Source organism: Chryseobacterium sp. PvR013, from assembly GCF_017833095.1.
In the GTDB taxonomy this organism is placed as follows: Bacteria; Bacteroidota; Bacteroidia; order Flavobacteriales; family Weeksellaceae; genus Chryseobacterium; species Chryseobacterium culicis_A.
Genome location: NZ_JAFIBT010000001.1, coordinates 3,404,840 through 3,421,172, shown reverse-complemented (window position 1 = coordinate 3,421,172; position 16,333 = coordinate 3,404,840). Strand labels below are relative to the sequence as shown.

The window sequence follows — 16,333 nt, the reverse complement described above, 5'->3', positions numbered from 1 at the left end:
ATATTAAAAGTTTTTTTTACTAAAAAAATGCTGTCTTTTACCTGATACAAAATAATGATACGCTGATCATTAAATGAATTTTAAAGCTTTTATATCAAAAAAAACTGATCATCCGATGTATTCAGAAGATCATGCATTTTCTTACGGTTAATTTGTTCCTATCAACTGTTTTCCCCAGTTAGGTGAACTGGATGAGGGGTTTGATGTTTCAAATTCTTGGGCTGCTTTTTGATATAACTTTATTGCTTCTACCTTGTTTCCTTGTTTTTCAGCCATTTCAGCCTTTAAGAAGGAAAGTCTTGGGTTATTCTTTAAAGTTGTTTCGGCTTTATTCATGAAGCTTGTAACAGTCTTTAGTTCCTTTTGAGGATCTGCAGTTGTTTTTATTCTGATTTTCTGAAAATGAATAAGAGCAAGAAGAAGGTTTACTTCTCCGTTATTCTTTTCCGAAGCAAGTGCCTGCATTGCCAGCTTTCTTGCAGACTCATTAGGATCTCCAAGAGGGCTGTTCGGGCTGTTCTTTAACAGGAAATTTGTTTTAAGATATAATGCTGCTGCTGCATAGTAATTAGCCTGCCATTTTTCTGAAGTTTTAGCCTCTGAAAACTTAGAGAAAAGCATATCATAGTCGTTTTCTGTTTTAGCAGTATCGAACTGCAGAACAGTTTGTTGTAAGGTTTGATCTGAAAAAAATTGAGCATTCATCAGAGAACCTGCCATGAGAAAGCTCAAAAATAGTAAAAGTTTAGTCATAGGGGATATTTTATGAAGCAAATATAAAAAATTATTAACGTTAAATTAAAGATTTTGAGATATATTTAATGAAAGTAATATATTGGTTTTTAATATGGTATTTTATTCTTTCGGTTGAATTATATGGAGATCGTAAAGATATGAGTGGTTTTGATGAATATTTGTAGTTTAATTCTTTTATAAGGTTTTAAAAAATAGGTATAAAATAAAAATCAGAATAGAAAAACGTTCTATTCTGATTTTAAGTATTTCGAATTCTGATTTTTTTTGGCTCAGATTTTAAATAAACTGATAAACAATAAATTAATATTGCATCTTTCTCAATTTAGGATTGGTACTTCCTACAAGCAAAGCAATTAAAACAGTCATACAGCCGCCAAATACAACGGAGCGTACAACCCCTAATAATTTGGCCATAAGTCCACTTTCGAATTGCCCCATTTCATTGCTGGACATAATGAAAATTGAATTCACACTCAGAACACGTCCTCTGATATGATCAGGTGTTTTCAACTGAACAATTGTGCCTCGGATAACCACGGAAATTCCATCAAGCATACCACTCATCACCAGGAACATAAAAGACAGCCAGTATAATTTTGATAAGCCGAATCCAATGATGCATAGTCCGAATCCTGTAACAACGACAAGCAGTATTTTTCCCTGATTTTTTCGCAGAGGGACAATCGACAAAATAGTAATAATACACATGGAACCAATGTCTGAAGCTGCATTCAATAAACCGAAGCCTTCAGCTCCTGAATTTAAAATATCTGTTGCAAATACAGGGATCATTGCCACCGCACCCCCGAAAAGTACCGCAAACATATCAAGACATAAAGCACCCAGAATTTCTTTGGTTTTAAAAATATAAGAAATCCCTTCACGCATACTTTCCACTACATTCACCGTTTCCTTTTTATATTCTGAATACTGCTTATGGAGCTGCCAGAAAAATAATGAGGCAACAAATATTAATGCTAAAATAGCAACCAGAGTCCATTTTACACCGATGAATCCAATAAGAACACCACCAATTGCGTGTCCGCAAACAGAAGAGATCAGGAAAGTGGCCTGGTTCAGAGTTACTGCATTCGGAAGGTTTTCCTTCTTTACAATTTTAGGAATCATAGAAGGAACGATAGGCCCGATAAAAGCCCTTGCTATTCCCGTAAAAAAGATAACTCCATAAATATAATATGTAATCTGATGACCGGTGAAATGCATTTCTACATCCAGAAAGGCCGGAATCAGCAGAAGCCCGATCAGGAAAATATAAGCATAATTGCAGATGAGAAGCAGTCTCTTTTTTTCATTCATATCAATAACATGTCCAGCATACAGTGCACAGCTTACAGCAGGAATAACCTCTGAAAGTCCGATAAGGCCAATTGAAAAAGGATCTTTTGTTAATTGATACACCCACCATCCTAATAAAGTGGCAAGCATTCTGAAAGCTAAAACAATAAAAAATCTCCCGGTGAGAAGATTTCTGAATTCAACATTTTGTAATGTTTGTAACGGGGTAAAGGAAATCATGAACAAAAATAGCCCTAAAAATTTATTTAAGGCTATTCATATGACAATTTCTGAAAGATATATTAAATATATCTCAAAAGATAAAATCTATTTTAGTCAGCTCTGGAAGAACTTAATACGATGGCCGCAACTCCTGCTGCGCCAATGATAGTAGCTCCCGCAGCAATTCTTGCTTTTCTTCTGTCTTTTACAGCTGCTACATTTGATTTAGGAATAATTACTTCTGTACTGTCTTTTTTACCGGCTGTACCAACAAGATTTTCGCCAACGACATTTCTGAATAAGATGGTCTGTTTTGGAGAGCCGTCTCTCATAGTGACTTTATATACTTTTCCGGCTTCAAGATTAGAATAGTTGTTTTTTGAAATATCTTCGCTGTATTTTGTCGTAGCACAAGACGTAATAACAAATAAAGACGTTAGTAAAGATGATTTCAACAGTACAGATGCTTTCATTATTTTCTTTTAGTTTTTCAAATTTATAATTTTTTTCGAATATATGTTTTCGGAATTGAAAAAATATGATTAAAGTTTGTAAATTTCTAAGAGATTTGCAATCTTTCTGTCATTAGCCAATCTCGGAGTCTTATTTTGGCCTCCTAATTTCCCCTGAGATTTGGCATATTCATGAAAGGCATTTTTTTTAAGTCTCGTAATGTGTAGCTTCCGTAAAATATTTCCTGAAATCAAATCATCATAATAAGTATTCCTTGCCCGCAGCTGTTGATCCAGTTCCTCTCTGAATGCTTCTAAATCCTCCGGTTCTTTTTCAAATTCAATCAGCCATTCATGATAAGGAAGGCCTTCTGATGGATTTACCTGTGGGGCAAGATGAAATTCCGTAATCTGTGCCGGATATTTTTCAAGCGTAGCTTTCATAGCCTCTTCTATTTCAAAGGCAATCACATGTTCTCCAAATGCAGAAGTAAAATGTTTGGTTCTTCCGCTTACCAAAATCCTGTACGGATCTTTGCTGATAAACCTTACCACATCTCCAATAGAATATGCCCATAACCCGGAATTGGTGGTCAAAATCAGTGCGTAATCTTTATGAAGTTCAATTTCTTTTAACGTTAACCTTCTCGCTCCGGGCTTCCCATATTCTTCCAAAGGAATAAATTCATAGAAAATTCCATGATTGGTCAATAGCAAAAGTCCTTCTTTGGTATAGTCGTCCTGGAAGGCAAAAAAGCCTTCAGATGCCGGGAAAGTCTGAACAATATCTACTGTACCACCCAATAACTCTTCCATTTTATCCCGGTACGGTTCATAGTTGACTCCTCCTGTTACAATAAGCTGAAGATTAGGGAAAAGCTGTTTGATCTTTTTACCATGTTTTTCCGATAGTTTCTCAAAATACATAATCAGCCATGGCGGGATTCCAGAGATCAGAGTCATGTTTTCATGTTCTGTTTCCTCAATGATTTTGTCTACTTTGGATTCCCAGTCTTCCATAATGTTGGTTTCCCAGCTTGGAAGGCGGTTTTTTTGGAGGTAATTAGGGATGTGATGAGCTACAATGCCGGATAATCTTCCTGTCTTTATTCCGAATACCTCTTCAAGTTCCGGGCTGCCCTGTAGAAAAATCATTTTTCCGTTGACGAAATCAGCATTGTTTTTTTTGCTGATATAATGAAAAAGAGCGCTTTGAGCTCCTGCAATCTGAAATGGCATTCCTTCCTTGGAAATTGGAATATATTTAGACCCTGAGGTTGTTCCCGAAGTTTTGGCAAAATATTCCGGAGTTTCTGTCCATAAAATATTGGATTGTCCTTTTTTTACCCTTTCAATATAAGACTTCAGATCTTCATAGTCGGCTACAGGAACTCTGTCCTGAAATTCTTTTACAGAATGGATGTTTTCAAAATCATGTTCACGCCCAAAAAGAGTCTTTTGAGCAGTGTTTACCAGGGAAATTAATAGGTCTTCCTGATTTTTCTCAGCATTTTTTTTGAAATCCTCTGCTTTTTGGACATGTTTCTTTGCCCAGATCAGCGCCGCATTTTTCTTGAAGAAGTTTAACATGGGTCAAATTTATAAATAAGTAGAGAATCTGGAATCATTTTTTATAAAGCTTCACATAAAAAAAACCGATGGAACATGTTCCACCGGCTTTTCGAAATTTGATTATGAAAATAACAACTATATGTTAATGTTATGCTTATTTGTTGGCCTTGTATCTTTTATCAGGCGTACCGTCTTTTTTCAGGTGTTTGTTTTCTTTATATCTCTTATCCGGTGTACCGTCTTTTTTCATTTTGGCCGCCGGTTGTGCAGGCTTTGCAGCTTTTGCATCCATTGCCGGTTTTGCCGCTTTTACTTCTGCTGGTTTAGCAGCTTTTGCAGTCGTTGCTTTTACAGGTGGATGAGCGGTAGCGCTTGTAGCGGGAGCAGTCTGCTGAGCAGTGGCAAGTCCTAATCCCAGGATCAAAGACATTGCAGATAAGAATTTTTTCATAAGAATTATTGTTTGTTTTTTGTTGAATAAAGATATACAAAAAGCAGGCTAGAATGCTGGGATTTTGAAACTTAACTAAAGTTTATTACAGCTTAAAAAAAAATTAAAAGGCTTCATTTACAATAAAAAAGCCTGCCCTCAAAGATGAAGACAGGCTTGCATAATATATAAATAGACAAATCTAACGTGTACAGTTGGCTGTCCACGTTTTGCCGTCTTTTGCAAATAATATTTTTAAGGTATTATTGTCAATTCTGATATAAGAGGTTGCTGTAGAACCAATCATCACTAAAGTATGGTCACCTTCCTGATTAAATTCAATTCCGTTAAGATCCGGAATACTGTTTGAGAAAGCGAAATTATACTTGGTGCCGCTGGCGATTTTTGTTACAAATACACTTCCGTTATCGGTACTGATGCTGGTAGAGCCTCCATCATTATAGGAAATCTTTCCTTTATAGGTTCCGGCAAAAAATTCATTGTTTACAGGATCGTCATCTTTACTGCACGACGAAAAAGATAATGCTGTGAATAATAACAGCATCATAACTCCTAAGATTTTAATTGCTTTTTTCATAATATCATTCTTAAATGTTTGGTTATACTTAAAATGCCAAACACTATGCCATGAGGAGAAACTTGAATTTTTTTAACAGGTTATTAAATAAAATTGTAAAAAATTAAGATTTCTGAGGTTAAGTCCTTCATTTTAAACCCTCAGTCTTTCAGTTTTTCCAAGGAAGAAAAAAAATATCCGTACCTTTGTATATCATAAACGGTTTCGGAAAACTCCCGAAATCGCTTTTGTCGTTTATACCTTTACTATCTATGCAGTTAAAATCCATCAATGAAAAGTTCCTTCCAGACCTTATGCAGAAAGAGTTTGGGAAAGAAATTTTTACCCAGCTAGAAAACAATCAGCATATTGCTGTAAAAGGAAGTGCCGGATCTTCGGTTTCTATTTTTGTCGCTGAGCTTTTTTTAGTTCAGAAGAAAAATATTCTTTATCTGGTAGATGATAAAGAGGATGCATTGTATGCCAATACTGAGATGGAAGATCTTCTTGGTAAGGATAAAGTGCTGTATTTTCCTGCTACCCATCTTGAACCTTATCAGGTGGAAAAAACACAAAACGCCAATCTGGTTTTAAGAACCGAGGTGTTGAATAAAATCAATTCAGGAAGATCTCCGAAAGTGATTGTAGCGTATGCCGGAGCTTTATCTGAAAAGGTTTTGAAAAAGGAAGATTTTAAAGCAATTTCTCATCATATAAAAGTAGGCGACCAGCTTGATTTTGATTTCGTGGATGAGCTGCTTAATCATTATCATTTCCAGCAGGCTGATTTCGTTTCTGAACCTGGAGAGTTTTCAGTAAGGGGAGGAATTGTAGATGTGTTTTCCTATTCACATGAAAAGCCTTACAGAATTACTTTCTTTGGTAATGAAGTGGAAAGTATTAAAACCTTCGATATTGAAACTCAGCTTTCAGTGGATAAAGTGAAGGATTTCCAATTGGTGTCCAATATGAACTTTTCAGTAACGGGAACCAGAGTGTCATTGCTGCAGCTATTGCCTAAAGAAAGTTTTGTGGTTACCAAAAACGGAATGGTGGGAATGCAGAAGATCAGAACATTCTACGAAAAATCTCTGGAGAAATATGATACATTAAGTAAAGATATTGCGCACAGAGCTCCACAGGAACTTTTTATTTCTGATCAGGAGTTTCTATTCGATTATAAAAAATTCAAAACGGTTGACTTTGGAGGAACGGTGATTGAAGGACTGAAAGAAATTACCGAAGTCAAAATGGAACAGCTTCCACAACCGTCTTTTCATAAAAACTTTGAACTGCTGATTGAAGATATTGAAGAAAAGCAGAATATAGGATTTGACACCTGGATTTCCTTTTCAACAGAAAAACAGAAGGAAAGACTGGAATCTATTTTTGAAGAACTTGAACATGAGCTCCCTTTTAAAAGCTTTAAATCTGAACTTCATGAAGGTTTTGTAGATAACGGCCATAAACTGATGGTCTATACTGATCACCAGATTTTTGACCGTTACCAGCGATATAAAGCTAAAAATACTTTTGCAAAATCTGAACAGCTTACCCTGAAAGACCTGATGTCTTTGAAAATCGGGGATTACATCGCCCATATTGATCATGGAATCGGAAAATTTATGGGACTTGTAAAAGTTAATAACGATGGTAAAATTCAGGAATGCTTTAAACTGACCTATAAAAATGGAGATTTATTATATGTAAGTATTCATTCTCTTCATAAGATTTCGAAGTACAACGGACCGGATGGAAGAGAAATTGTGTTGAGTAAACTGGGATCTCCAACCTGGAAATCTTTGAAACAGAAAACAAAGGCGAAGGTTAAACAGATTGCTTTTGATCTTATTCAGCTATATGCCCAGAGAAAAACGGCAAAAGGTTTTGCTTTTACACCAGATTCCTATCTGCAGAACGAATTGGAGGCTAGCTTTATTTATGAAGATACTCCAGATCAGGAAAAAGCGACCATAGATGTGAAAAAAGATATGGAAGCTGATACGGTTATGGACAGGCTGGTTTGTGGTGATGTAGGTTTCGGTAAAACGGAGGTTGCCATCCGTGCAGCATTTAAAGCGGCGACAGACGGAAAGCAGGTTGCGATATTGGTTCCCACGACTATTCTAGCCTTTCAGCATTACAGAAGTTTTAAAGAAAGACTTAAAGATTTTCCGGTAAATGTTGGTTATGTAAACAGATTCAGAACCGCTAAACAGAAATCAGAAACATTAAGTGCTCTGAAAGATGGAAAGGTGGATATTATTATCGGAACTCATCAATTAGTAAGCAGTTCTGTTAAATTTAAAGATTTGGGCTTGCTGATTATTGATGAAGAGCATAAGTTTGGAGTTTCAGTAAAGGATAAGCTGAAAACACTTAAAAGTAATGTAGATACGCTTACGCTTACGGCTACTCCTATTCCGAGGACTTTACAGTTCTCATTAATGGCTGCAAGGGATTTATCTGTTATCAAAACACCACCGCCTAACAGGCAGCCTGTAGATACACAGTTGATAGGGTTTAATGAAGAAACTCTTCGAGATGCTGTTTCTTATGAACTTCAGAGAGATGGACAGGTTTATTTTATCAACAACAGAATTGAAAATCTCAAAGATATTGCGGGACTTATCCAAAGGCTGGTGCCTGATGCAAGAGTGATCACAGGACACGGGCAGATGGAAGGAAAACAGCTGGAAAAGAATGTGCTGGATTTTATGGAAGGGAAATATGATGTTCTTGTCTCTACTACCATTGTAGAAAGTGGAGTGGACGTTCCGAATGCCAATACTATTTTTATCAATGATGCACAAAGGTTTGGTATGGCAGACCTGCATCAGATGAGAGGAAGAGTAGGACGTAGCAACAGAAAAGCATTCTGTTATCTGATTACTCCTCCTTACGATATGATGACCTCAGATGCCAGAAAACGTCTGGAAGCCATTGAACAGTTTTCAGATTTGGGAAGCGGTTTTCAGATTGCGATGAAAGATCTTGAGATCCGTGGTGCCGGTGATCTTTTGGGTGCCGAGCAGAGTGGATTTATCAATGAAATGGGGTTTGAGACTTATCAGAAACTGATGCAGGAAGCTTTAGAAGAACTGAAAGATGATGCTGATTTTGAAAGCCTTTTCGAAAATGAAGAAGACAGGCAGAAACTTTTCAAATCTGTGAAGGATGTTAATATCGATACAGATCTAGAGTTAATGTTACCGGATTCATATATTTCCAATACAGAAGAAAGGCTGTTGTTGTATCAGAAAATTGCAGAGATTAATAATGAGGCGGATCTTCATCAGTTTGAACTGGAATTGATTGACCGTTTCGGAGCATTGCCAAAAGAAGCTATCAATCTTTTGAAGAGCGTTTCTCTGAAATGGCTTGCTGCTGATATTGGTTTTGAGAAAATTGTTATGAAAAACGGAGTGTTTTTAGGGTACTTTCCGGGGAATCCTCAGGACAAGTTTTATCAGACCGACCGATTCAGGCATATCATTAATTATCTGACCCGAAATCCCGCTGAGGCACAGCTCAAAGAGAAGTCAGGAAAAGAAGGTAACCAACTGATGATGAGAAAGGAAAGGGTTAAAAATGTAGATGAGGTTAATCTATTGCTTAAAGCTATCATTGAACATAATTAAATTTTATTTTTTATTTGTTGGAAATAAGATGATAAAAGTTGTGAAAAACGTATAAGAATATTAAATTTTTATACGTTTTTTTGTGATTGTTATCATGTTTTTATTTTGTAATATTCCTGTTACAGAGAATTAAGGGCCTTTTTAGGGGCTTGAAATCACTTTCTGATGAGTAAAGAAATCTTGTAAACGCCCGTACAGTAAGGGTTTGAGACGCTAATCTCTTTTTTTTAATTGTGAAAAGTGGAGTTATGTAGAAATAATTCTACTTTTGTGTGTGATTAATTCTATTCCGTAATGTGTTTATTTCTATAGGTTTACCGAAGTATAACTGGAATTTTTTGGACTTCATTGTTTACCTTTGCAGTCCTTATTATGAAAAAAATTATATATTGCTGCGCGGCTGGACTTCTTTCATTCTACGCCAACGCACAGGTGGGAATAGGTACTACGAAACCGAAATCTGTTCTTGATGTGAACGGAAAAACCACCTTAAGAAAAGAACTTAGAGTAGGCGGGACTTCAACTCAGGCTGGAAATGCCGGGTTAAACGGCCAGGTTTTGGTTTCTCAGGGTGAGGGTTTGCCTCCTGTGTGGAAATCTTTGAATGTTTCCTTTATGGAAGAGGGACAGTATAAGCTGATCAATTCTTATCTGTCATCGGATCAATTAGGGGTTACCTCTATTTCCAATGGGGTTGCCGGGGATAATATCTATACAAGCAAAGTGGGAGATAATGTCACTGATGCAGCTAAAGGTAACTGGAAAAAGATTGATGGTCTTAAAAATACGTTTACAATCAAAAACGGAAAAAACAGGATCACTTATCAGTTTCAGACAGGTATTGAAATGAAAGCACAGTCATCTACCACCATAGAAAGTGTAAGATTTGCCTGCGGTGTTTTCAGAAACGGTTTATTGGTGGCTGTACGTCCGGATAGAATCGCTACGAATAACAACAGTGGAAAAAACGGTCTTCAGGACTATATCTTTACCCTCAATTATACAGAACAGAATGTCCCTGTAGGGGTTCATAATATTGAAATTGCATGCCGCAAGATCGATGCTTCAAATTCCACTTCAGAATTTTCAATCGGAAGTAATGTACAGTCTTCAAGTGGAGTATCCAGCTCGTTTACTTTGGAATCTACCATGAAAATGGATGTTATCGAATACGTGAGCTATAAAAACTAACTAATGATGAAAAAACTATTATCAACACTGCTTTGTAGCATAGGACTTTTGGCAACAGCTCAGGTAGGAATAAAAACAGACACTCCAAAAGCACAGCTTGATGTAAACGGAGATGTCAACTTCAGAAATAAGATTGGTATTTTTAATGCCACAGATAACACCGTATTTCAGGGAAATAATGATCAGCTTTTGGTTTCCAGAGGTGAGGGTTTTGCTCCCATATGGAAATCCCTTCGTATTCCTGAATATGAACCGAATAAATTTTATCTGATCTACAACAACTCCTTTTCAGATAAAGTAGGAGTTACATTTACCTCTTCAGAAGATTCTACGGTAGGTTTCGCTTCAAGAGGGGCAACTTTTACCAAAGGAAAAGAACTTAACAGTCTTCCGGGTTTTAAAAAAATTACGAACCTTTCAAAGACGATCAGTGTATTCAGTACTCAAAGTAAGGCTTACTTCCAGTTCGAAACAGTGGTTCAGGCTGACTTTGGAGCAGTAGGAGCAGTAGATACTTCAATAGATTATGCTTGTGGTATTTTTGTAGATGGTAAACTGGTGAACCTGAGACAAAGGAATTTAAAGGCAATTACCAGTACATACCCGTTTCTTACCCATACTCAGATCGGGATTGTAGATAATCTTGCTAAAGGAGATCATACGGTAGACGTTGCCTGTACAAGATTGGGTTCTTACGGAGCTTCCGGCAATAAACTTTCGATAGGAATTAATGGATATACTAACATTAATGACTTTATTGCCCAGTCTTCTCTAAAAGTTGACGTATATGAAGTTCCAGAAGTGTTTAACGCAATTATAAACTAAGCAGGTCATGAAAAAAATACTATTTGTAACATCACTTCTTTTAGCTGTTATAGTAACTGCACAAGTGGGAATTAATACTCCTAATCCAACGAATATGCTGGATGTAAACGGAGATCTGAATATTGGAAAAGAATTAAGAACAGGAGGTACTGATATACTGAAAGGATCTGCCGGAACAGCAGGTGATATCCTGCATAATAATGCAGATTTAAACACCAATGACTGGAAAGCGATAAAAATTGCTGACGGGCAGGGAAGTATGTCTGTATTTTCAATAAATACGGTTTCAGACAAGACTGGAGTTAGCTTTTCAGGAAATAATGGTTCAACTAACCCTTACGGTGATGGAGATCCACTGAATACGAATTGGTCTGTACTTACAGGAACAATGGATACTTTCTCTGTGACCAATCAAACGAATAAAGCTACTTTTTCGTTTCAAACAACAGTACAGAAAACAGGCTCCAATTCTGCAAGTTTTGCTTGTGGTGTATTTGTAGACGATGTGTTGAGAGCCGTAAGAACTGATGTATTGCTTGGTGATCCAGGAGCATATAAAATTTTCAATCTTAATGCAACACTCACGAATCTTATGCCTAAAAATGATTATAAAGTTAAAGTTGCCTGCACAAAAAGAGCTATTTCCGGATCAACACTTGGAGTAGGAACTGCGGTGAATACTACCTTCCTCAATAGCGATATGTCACAGTCTGTTTTGACAACATCTATATTGCAGCCTTATTAATTTTCATCATAATACAATAATAGGAAATCTAAAAACGTTATGTTTTTAGATTTTTTTTGTTTATTAACTCTATTTCTTGTGAATTTGTTCAGATAAAGTGAAGTGTATTATCGAAAATTGAATTATATTTGGACAAGCTAAAAAAATTCTATATGGTAAAAAACTATTTTTTAAAAATGTTTGCCGGTATTGCTTTTCTTGGGCTGCTGACAGCATGTAATACTACTTCAGATCCTACAGAATCTATCCCGAATCCGGATGATGGACCACCTCCTAAAAGGGTTTTAGCAAAGGTGAGCTCGAATAATATGTCTCAGGAAGACTATGTTACAACAGCTGTAACCGGAGATCTGCAGACCGCTGTGTCTAAAGATGAATCTTTTGCCGGAAGTGCTTATTATACAGGAACGGTAACGTATACTAACAAAAATATCACTAAAATTAAATTTGTAAGCTCAGCAACATCCAGTCTTGTTTATGAATTTAATATTGTTCCTGATGCTACAGGTAAAAAGATTTATAATGCTACTTCTACAGCAACGGGGGCAACTCCTTCCGCTTCAGTGGTGAGTGATTATGCTTTTACCTATGACCCGGTTACCAATAGACTTACCAAGATTCTTGAGAAGAGAAAAGAAGCAGGAATAAGTGCTTATAATAAATTTATCAACTATGCTTTTGTGTATAGCGGAGAAAATGTAACTCAGGTAGTTTGCTCCAAAGGGTTATTGGATATCAACGGAAGCCCGAATATGGGTACAGCCGTGATAAGTAAGTATAGCTTTCTGAACTATGACGCTCAGAAAAGTCCGTACTCCACACTTCCAACAGCTTATTTCATCACACGAAGTCTGATCAATCCGGCTCAGTTCTATAAAATATCTCCGAATAACCCTACTTCAATGTTTATAGAATTACCGGCACCAGCCACTCCTGTTAATACAGCGCAAAGCTATTCTTATGATAATCAGGGATATGTGGTTGTTGAGAAAAATCAAAATTTAACTTTTACCTATAAAAATTTATAGGAGAAATATAGTTATTAATCTTACCAGAATATAAATAATAATACAATTTTTAGGCAAAAAAAAATTATATTTGTCAAAAAAATAATCAATTACAAGGAAATGAAACAAATTTTCTATTTTATTTTACTGATCGCAGGTTTCTCCTCAATACATTCTTGCAAGGACATGCTGGATGAGGACGGAAATCCATTGCTGGATCTTAACAATACAGGAGGACTAAGCGGTCCCAGAGCATTATACAGAGAAATTACAGATAAAGATACTATCGCAGAATATCATTACAGCGGACTTCTTGTGACTAAAGTACTCACAGACAGTGCTTCCATTACTGATATTATGTACAGTGGTGATAAAATCAGCCAGATTAATTTCAACGGTTTCCTGGATCTTGACGGAAACGGAAAACTTGATAAGGACAGTGTATCATACACTCAATTATTCACTTATGCTAATAACAATAAGCTTCAGCTGATTTCTGAAAGCCGTTCAACCTTCAGAAGACCTCCGCCTGTAATACCGGGAGGCCCTTTGGGACCACAGACGTTACTGAAAAAAGAGAAAACTGCTTATCAGGTTAAGTACAGTACTGCTACAGGAAAGCTGGATTCAATCATTATGAAGAACGGACCAGATGTTCCGGGAGCTCCACTTAATTTCACAGATTACTCTAAAACAGCTTATACTTATGTTGGAGACAATGTATCTAAAGTGGTAAGAAACTACGGAACAATGACAGGAGGAGTATTTGGTGCTGTTACTGGAAAATACAGCTATGAGTACTATGCATATGATGATCAGGTAAGCCCATTCACTTTGTTGCCACATGTATATAAAATCTCAAGATTGTTATCTACAGTAATCAACGATAAAGAAAGTCTTATCTTATCTCCAAACAACCCTAAGAGATGGTCTGTAACAGATCTTACACCACCTATTCCAACTCCGGTTGTTAAGAGTACAAATTACGTTTACGATCCTCAGACTTATATGACAAAAGGATATGGCGTTAATTACATCTATAAACCACAATAGAAGAATTTTTTAACAATATTCAAACTCAATCTTTCCTAAGATTGAGTTTTTTATTTTTTATCTCTTAATTTTGCAAAAAATTTCTGATGAAATATTTAATTGTCGGGCTTGGTAATAAAGGCTCAGAATATGAAAATACACGACATAATATAGGCTTTAAAGTAGCTGAAAAAATAGCTGAAACTCTCGAAGTATCATTCAATACCTCCAATTTTGGCTGGCTGGCGGAAGGAAAGCACAAGGGCAGAAAAGTTTTTGTTCTTAAACCGGATACTTACATGAACCTTTCCGGTAATGCAGTGAAATACTGGATGCAGAAGGAAAATATTCCCTTGGAAAATGTGCTGATCGTGACAGATGATCTGGCTTTGCCTTTCGGAACTTTAAGAATGAAAGGAAAGGGCTCTGATGCAGGTCATAACGGACTTAAAAATATCAATGAAGTATTGCAGACCCAGAACTATGCAAGGCTGCGTTTTGGCATCTCTGCTGATTTTTCTGCCGGAAGACAGGTAGATTATGTATTAGGAACATGGAATGAAGAGGAATCAGAAAAACTTACAGAAAGAATTGAAACCTTTGCTAAGGCCAGTCTTTCTTTTGTTTTCGCAGGCCTGAATAATACAATGTCTGCATTTAACGGGAAATAATTTCTAATTAGGATAAAGAAGGTCTGAAATTAAAATACAGTTTATCATATTGAATGACTGCCTTATTATTGAGGCAGTCATTTATTTATGTACTTTTAAAATTTTTCTGCTGGTTTTATAATTAATTTATCATCTTTCCTGATAAACAATATCCATATCCAAGGAATACATGATAATAAAAAGGATAGAATAATATTCTGCATAAATATTTCATTTGCTGCAGGGTTTGTTTGAAACTCAGATATCGCCTGGTTAATTGTGAGCCCCTGTTTTATCAATAAAGCAATTACAGTGGTAATATTGGCTGCAAATATGCTTATAATGCTTGTGAAGAAGATGATATATCTTGTCAGTTTTCCACGAAATCCTTTGAAATAATCATAACCTAAAAAACCAAGAAGACCAATCACAAATGCCATTCCTGAAGAAATAGCTCCAAAATATACAGCAAATAAGACCCAAATGATAATGGCAGGAATTGAAAAAACAACGGATCCTAAAAATCCTGTCAGATAGCTTTTCTCTTTTGAAATTCTTTCCTTTTCAATTTCATAGAATTTATCATCTGTCTGTTTAAAACAATGATCACAAAGGAGTACACCAGTATGGTTCAGATCGTAATACTTAATTCCTTCATTTGTTTTACAGCTATGACAATTGCTTTGCTCCGGTATGCTTAAGTCTTTTAATAAACCAACTAAAAAGTCAAACAGAACATAAACAGTGCTGGTTTTAGTCGGCATTATATTTTCAGTGAACTTAAAAAAAATAGTGTTTTCTCTGATATCAAAGAAAGTGAATTTTAATCTTTTTTTGTTTATCGTTAGCTCTGTTTTGATTTTTTGCCTTTGTTCCTCGGTCAAATTGCCGGTTGTTACTGAAACATATTTGTATTGAGGAGTGTGTATTATACTTGCATCTGAAACATTGAAAAAATAGCCTTTGTAAAGTCCGAACACCTTATGGTTTGTTTTATGCCATCCAAGGTCTCTGGCTATTTTTTTTGCTTTTGGAAAAATCATATTCTTTTGAGTTTGTAATCATGGTTTGTGAGAGTATTTTCTCAGCAGCACGAATATATAATTATTATTTAGATAATTAAAAAAGCTTTTTTGAAATAAAATTTCAGCAAGGTAATTATACCTTGATTTGGAACAAAAAACAATAAAAAATAAATGCCACCGAATTTCGATGGCATTTTCTGTAAATTATAATTGAAATTTAATGAAGTTACTTCTTATAACCAGGTTACTGCACCTGTCTCAACATCATAATTTGCTCCAACAATTTTAATTTTACCCTCTGCTTCAAGATTTTTAAGTGTTGAACTTTGCTTACGGATATCTTCAATCGCACTTTTTACGTTTTGATGATTAAGCCTTTCCAGCAGTGAGCTGTTTTTTGATGAACGCTCTTCGTTCTCTTCAATGATGTCATTGATGATAGGGTTGAAATGATTGATAAGGTGGTTCAGGTTATCCATTCCCAGCCCTTCAATTTGTGCCGCGTCAAGACCTCCTTTCAAAGCTCCGCATTTCGTGTGTCCTAATACTACGATAAGCTTAGAACCGGCAACGTTACAACCGAATTCCATAGATCCTAAAATGTCTTGATTAACAAAATTACCAGCAATTCTAATACTGAATACATCTCCTAATCCCTGATCAAAGATAAGCTCTGCAGAAGTACGGCTGTCTATACAGCTTAAAACTACTGCAAAAGGCCATTGTCCTTCACGTGTTGCATTCACTTGCTCAAGAAGGTCTCTGTTTGCCTTAAGGTTATTTACAAATCTCAGGTTTCCTTCTTTTAAGAATTCTAATGCTTTCTCAGGAGTAATAGTTGACTGTGTTTCGTATGTATGTGCTTTCATATTTTTATTGTTTTCGAATTTAAAGTTAAAAAAATTAATTAAT

The 16,333-nt window shown here is 36.0% G+C and carries 15 protein-coding genes; 7 read left to right on the top strand and 8 right to left on the bottom strand.

Annotation, left to right across the window (positions count from 1 at the left end; genetic code table 11):
* Positions 1 to 147 precede the first annotated feature (147 nt).
* From JOE44_RS15605 to JOE44_RS15580, 6 genes are all read right to left on the bottom strand, one after another.
* Positions 148 to 753 carry a hypothetical protein gene (locus tag JOE44_RS15605; protein ID WP_209786267.1) on the bottom strand — a complete coding sequence of 202 codons (606 nt, stop codon included), beginning with the start codon at positions 751 to 753 and terminating at the stop codon, positions 148 to 150.
* A 303-nt stretch (positions 754 to 1,056) separates the two neighbouring features.
* Positions 1,057 to 2,292, bottom strand: a complete 1,236-nt coding sequence (locus JOE44_RS15600) for an MFS transporter (RefSeq protein WP_209786266.1) — start codon at positions 2,290 to 2,292, stop codon at positions 1,057 to 1,059.
* Positions 2,293 to 2,384: 92 nt separating this feature from the next.
* Entirely contained in the window at positions 2,385 to 2,747 is a 363-nt protein-coding gene (locus tag JOE44_RS15595) for a hypothetical protein (protein WP_034691515.1), read from the bottom strand.
* Between the two features lie 69 nt (positions 2,748 to 2,816).
* Positions 2,817 to 4,316 carry a GH3 auxin-responsive promoter family protein gene (locus JOE44_RS15590; protein ID WP_209786265.1) on the bottom strand — a complete coding sequence of 500 codons (1,500 nt, stop codon included), beginning with the start codon at positions 4,314 to 4,316 and terminating at the stop codon, positions 2,817 to 2,819.
* Positions 4,317 to 4,452: 136 nt separating this feature from the next.
* On the bottom strand, positions 4,453 to 4,749 hold the full coding sequence (locus JOE44_RS15585; RefSeq protein ID WP_209786264.1) for a hypothetical protein: 297 nt from the start codon (positions 4,747 to 4,749) through the stop codon (positions 4,453 to 4,455).
* Between the two features lie 181 nt (positions 4,750 to 4,930).
* Complete coding sequence (locus JOE44_RS15580; RefSeq protein WP_105683220.1) at positions 4,931 to 5,326, bottom strand: hypothetical protein; 396 nt, start codon at positions 5,324 to 5,326, stop codon at positions 4,931 to 4,933.
* Between the two features lie 251 nt (positions 5,327 to 5,577).
* Here JOE44_RS15580 and mfd point away from each other — a divergent pair, with 251 nt between their 5' ends.
* The 7 genes from mfd (at position 5,578) to pth (ending at position 14,417) form a co-directional block, all read left to right on the top strand.
* Positions 5,578 to 8,946, top strand: a complete 3,369-nt coding sequence (gene mfd, locus JOE44_RS15575) for a transcription-repair coupling factor (RefSeq protein WP_209786263.1) — start codon at positions 5,578 to 5,580, stop codon at positions 8,944 to 8,946.
* Positions 8,947 to 9,318: 372 nt separating this feature from the next.
* Positions 9,319 to 10,137: a hypothetical protein gene (locus JOE44_RS15570; protein WP_209786262.1), complete on the top strand. Its 819-nt coding sequence runs from the start codon at positions 9,319 to 9,321 to the stop codon at positions 10,135 to 10,137.
* 6 nt (positions 10,138 to 10,143) lie between these two features.
* Positions 10,144 to 10,962: a hypothetical protein gene (locus tag JOE44_RS15565; RefSeq protein WP_245169795.1), complete on the top strand. Its 819-nt coding sequence runs from the start codon at positions 10,144 to 10,146 to the stop codon at positions 10,960 to 10,962.
* A 7-nt stretch (positions 10,963 to 10,969) separates the two neighbouring features.
* Positions 10,970 to 11,707, top strand: a complete 738-nt coding sequence (locus tag JOE44_RS15560) for a hypothetical protein (protein WP_209786260.1) — start codon at positions 10,970 to 10,972, stop codon at positions 11,705 to 11,707.
* A gap of 152 nt (positions 11,708 to 11,859) precedes the next feature.
* Positions 11,860 to 12,735 carry a hypothetical protein gene (locus JOE44_RS15555; RefSeq protein WP_209786259.1) on the top strand — a complete coding sequence of 292 codons (876 nt, stop codon included), beginning with the start codon at positions 11,860 to 11,862 and terminating at the stop codon, positions 12,733 to 12,735.
* Positions 12,736 to 12,834: 99 nt separating this feature from the next.
* Entirely contained in the window at positions 12,835 to 13,767 is a 933-nt protein-coding gene (locus JOE44_RS15550) for a hypothetical protein (RefSeq protein ID WP_209786258.1), read from the top strand.
* Positions 13,768 to 13,853: 86 nt separating this feature from the next.
* Positions 13,854 to 14,417, top strand: a complete 564-nt coding sequence (pth, locus tag JOE44_RS15545; protein WP_209786257.1) for an aminoacyl-tRNA hydrolase — start codon at positions 13,854 to 13,856, stop codon at positions 14,415 to 14,417.
* A gap of 95 nt (positions 14,418 to 14,512) precedes the next feature.
* Here the strand turns inward: pth and JOE44_RS15540 are convergent, their stop codons facing one another.
* Both JOE44_RS15540 and JOE44_RS15535 read right to left on the bottom strand, forming a co-directional pair.
* Positions 14,513 to 15,439 carry a hypothetical protein gene (locus JOE44_RS15540; protein ID WP_209786256.1) on the bottom strand — a complete coding sequence of 309 codons (927 nt, stop codon included), beginning with the start codon at positions 15,437 to 15,439 and terminating at the stop codon, positions 14,513 to 14,515.
* 215 nt (positions 15,440 to 15,654) lie between these two features.
* Positions 15,655 to 16,329 (bottom strand): carbonic anhydrase, encoded by a 675-nt coding sequence (locus tag JOE44_RS15535; protein ID WP_309511926.1) that lies wholly within the window; start codon positions 16,327 to 16,329, stop codon positions 15,655 to 15,657.
* Positions 16,330 to 16,333 lie beyond the last annotated feature (4 nt).

Bases quoted from the DNA above. Each gene is read 5' to 3' on its own strand.
- JOE44_RS15585 (WP_209786264.1), bottom strand. From the start codon at position 4,749: ATGAAAAAATTCTTATCTGCAATGTCTTTGATCCTGGGATTAGGACTT.
- JOE44_RS15560 (WP_209786260.1), top strand. From the start codon at position 10,970: ATGAAAAAAATACTATTTGTAACATCACTTCTTTTAGCTGTTATAGTA.
- JOE44_RS15540 (WP_209786256.1), bottom strand. From the start codon at position 15,439: ATGATTTTTCCAAAAGCAAAAAAAATAGCCAGAGACCTTGGATGGCAT.
- JOE44_RS15595 (WP_034691515.1), bottom strand. From the start codon at position 2,747: ATGAAAGCATCTGTACTGTTGAAATCATCTTTACTAACGTCTTTATTT.
- JOE44_RS15605 (WP_209786267.1), bottom strand. From the start codon at position 753: ATGACTAAACTTTTACTATTTTTGAGCTTTCTCATGGCAGGTTCTCTG.
- JOE44_RS15550 (WP_209786258.1), top strand. From the start codon at position 12,835: ATGAAACAAATTTTCTATTTTATTTTACTGATCGCAGGTTTCTCCTCA.
- JOE44_RS15570 (WP_209786262.1), top strand. From the start codon at position 9,319: ATGAAAAAAATTATATATTGCTGCGCGGCTGGACTTCTTTCATTCTAC.
- JOE44_RS15555 (WP_209786259.1), top strand. From the start codon at position 11,860: ATGGTAAAAAACTATTTTTTAAAAATGTTTGCCGGTATTGCTTTTCTT.
- pth (WP_209786257.1), top strand. From the start codon at position 13,854: ATGAAATATTTAATTGTCGGGCTTGGTAATAAAGGCTCAGAATATGAA.
- JOE44_RS15600 (WP_209786266.1), bottom strand. From the start codon at position 2,292: ATGATTTCCTTTACCCCGTTACAAACATTACAAAATGTTGAATTCAGA.
- JOE44_RS15565 (WP_245169795.1), top strand. From the start codon at position 10,144: ATGAAAAAACTATTATCAACACTGCTTTGTAGCATAGGACTTTTGGCA.
- JOE44_RS15580 (WP_105683220.1), bottom strand. From the start codon at position 5,326: ATGAAAAAAGCAATTAAAATCTTAGGAGTTATGATGCTGTTATTATTC.
- mfd (WP_209786263.1), top strand. From the start codon at position 5,578: ATGCAGTTAAAATCCATCAATGAAAAGTTCCTTCCAGACCTTATGCAG.
- JOE44_RS15590 (WP_209786265.1), bottom strand. From the start codon at position 4,316: ATGTTAAACTTCTTCAAGAAAAATGCGGCGCTGATCTGGGCAAAGAAA.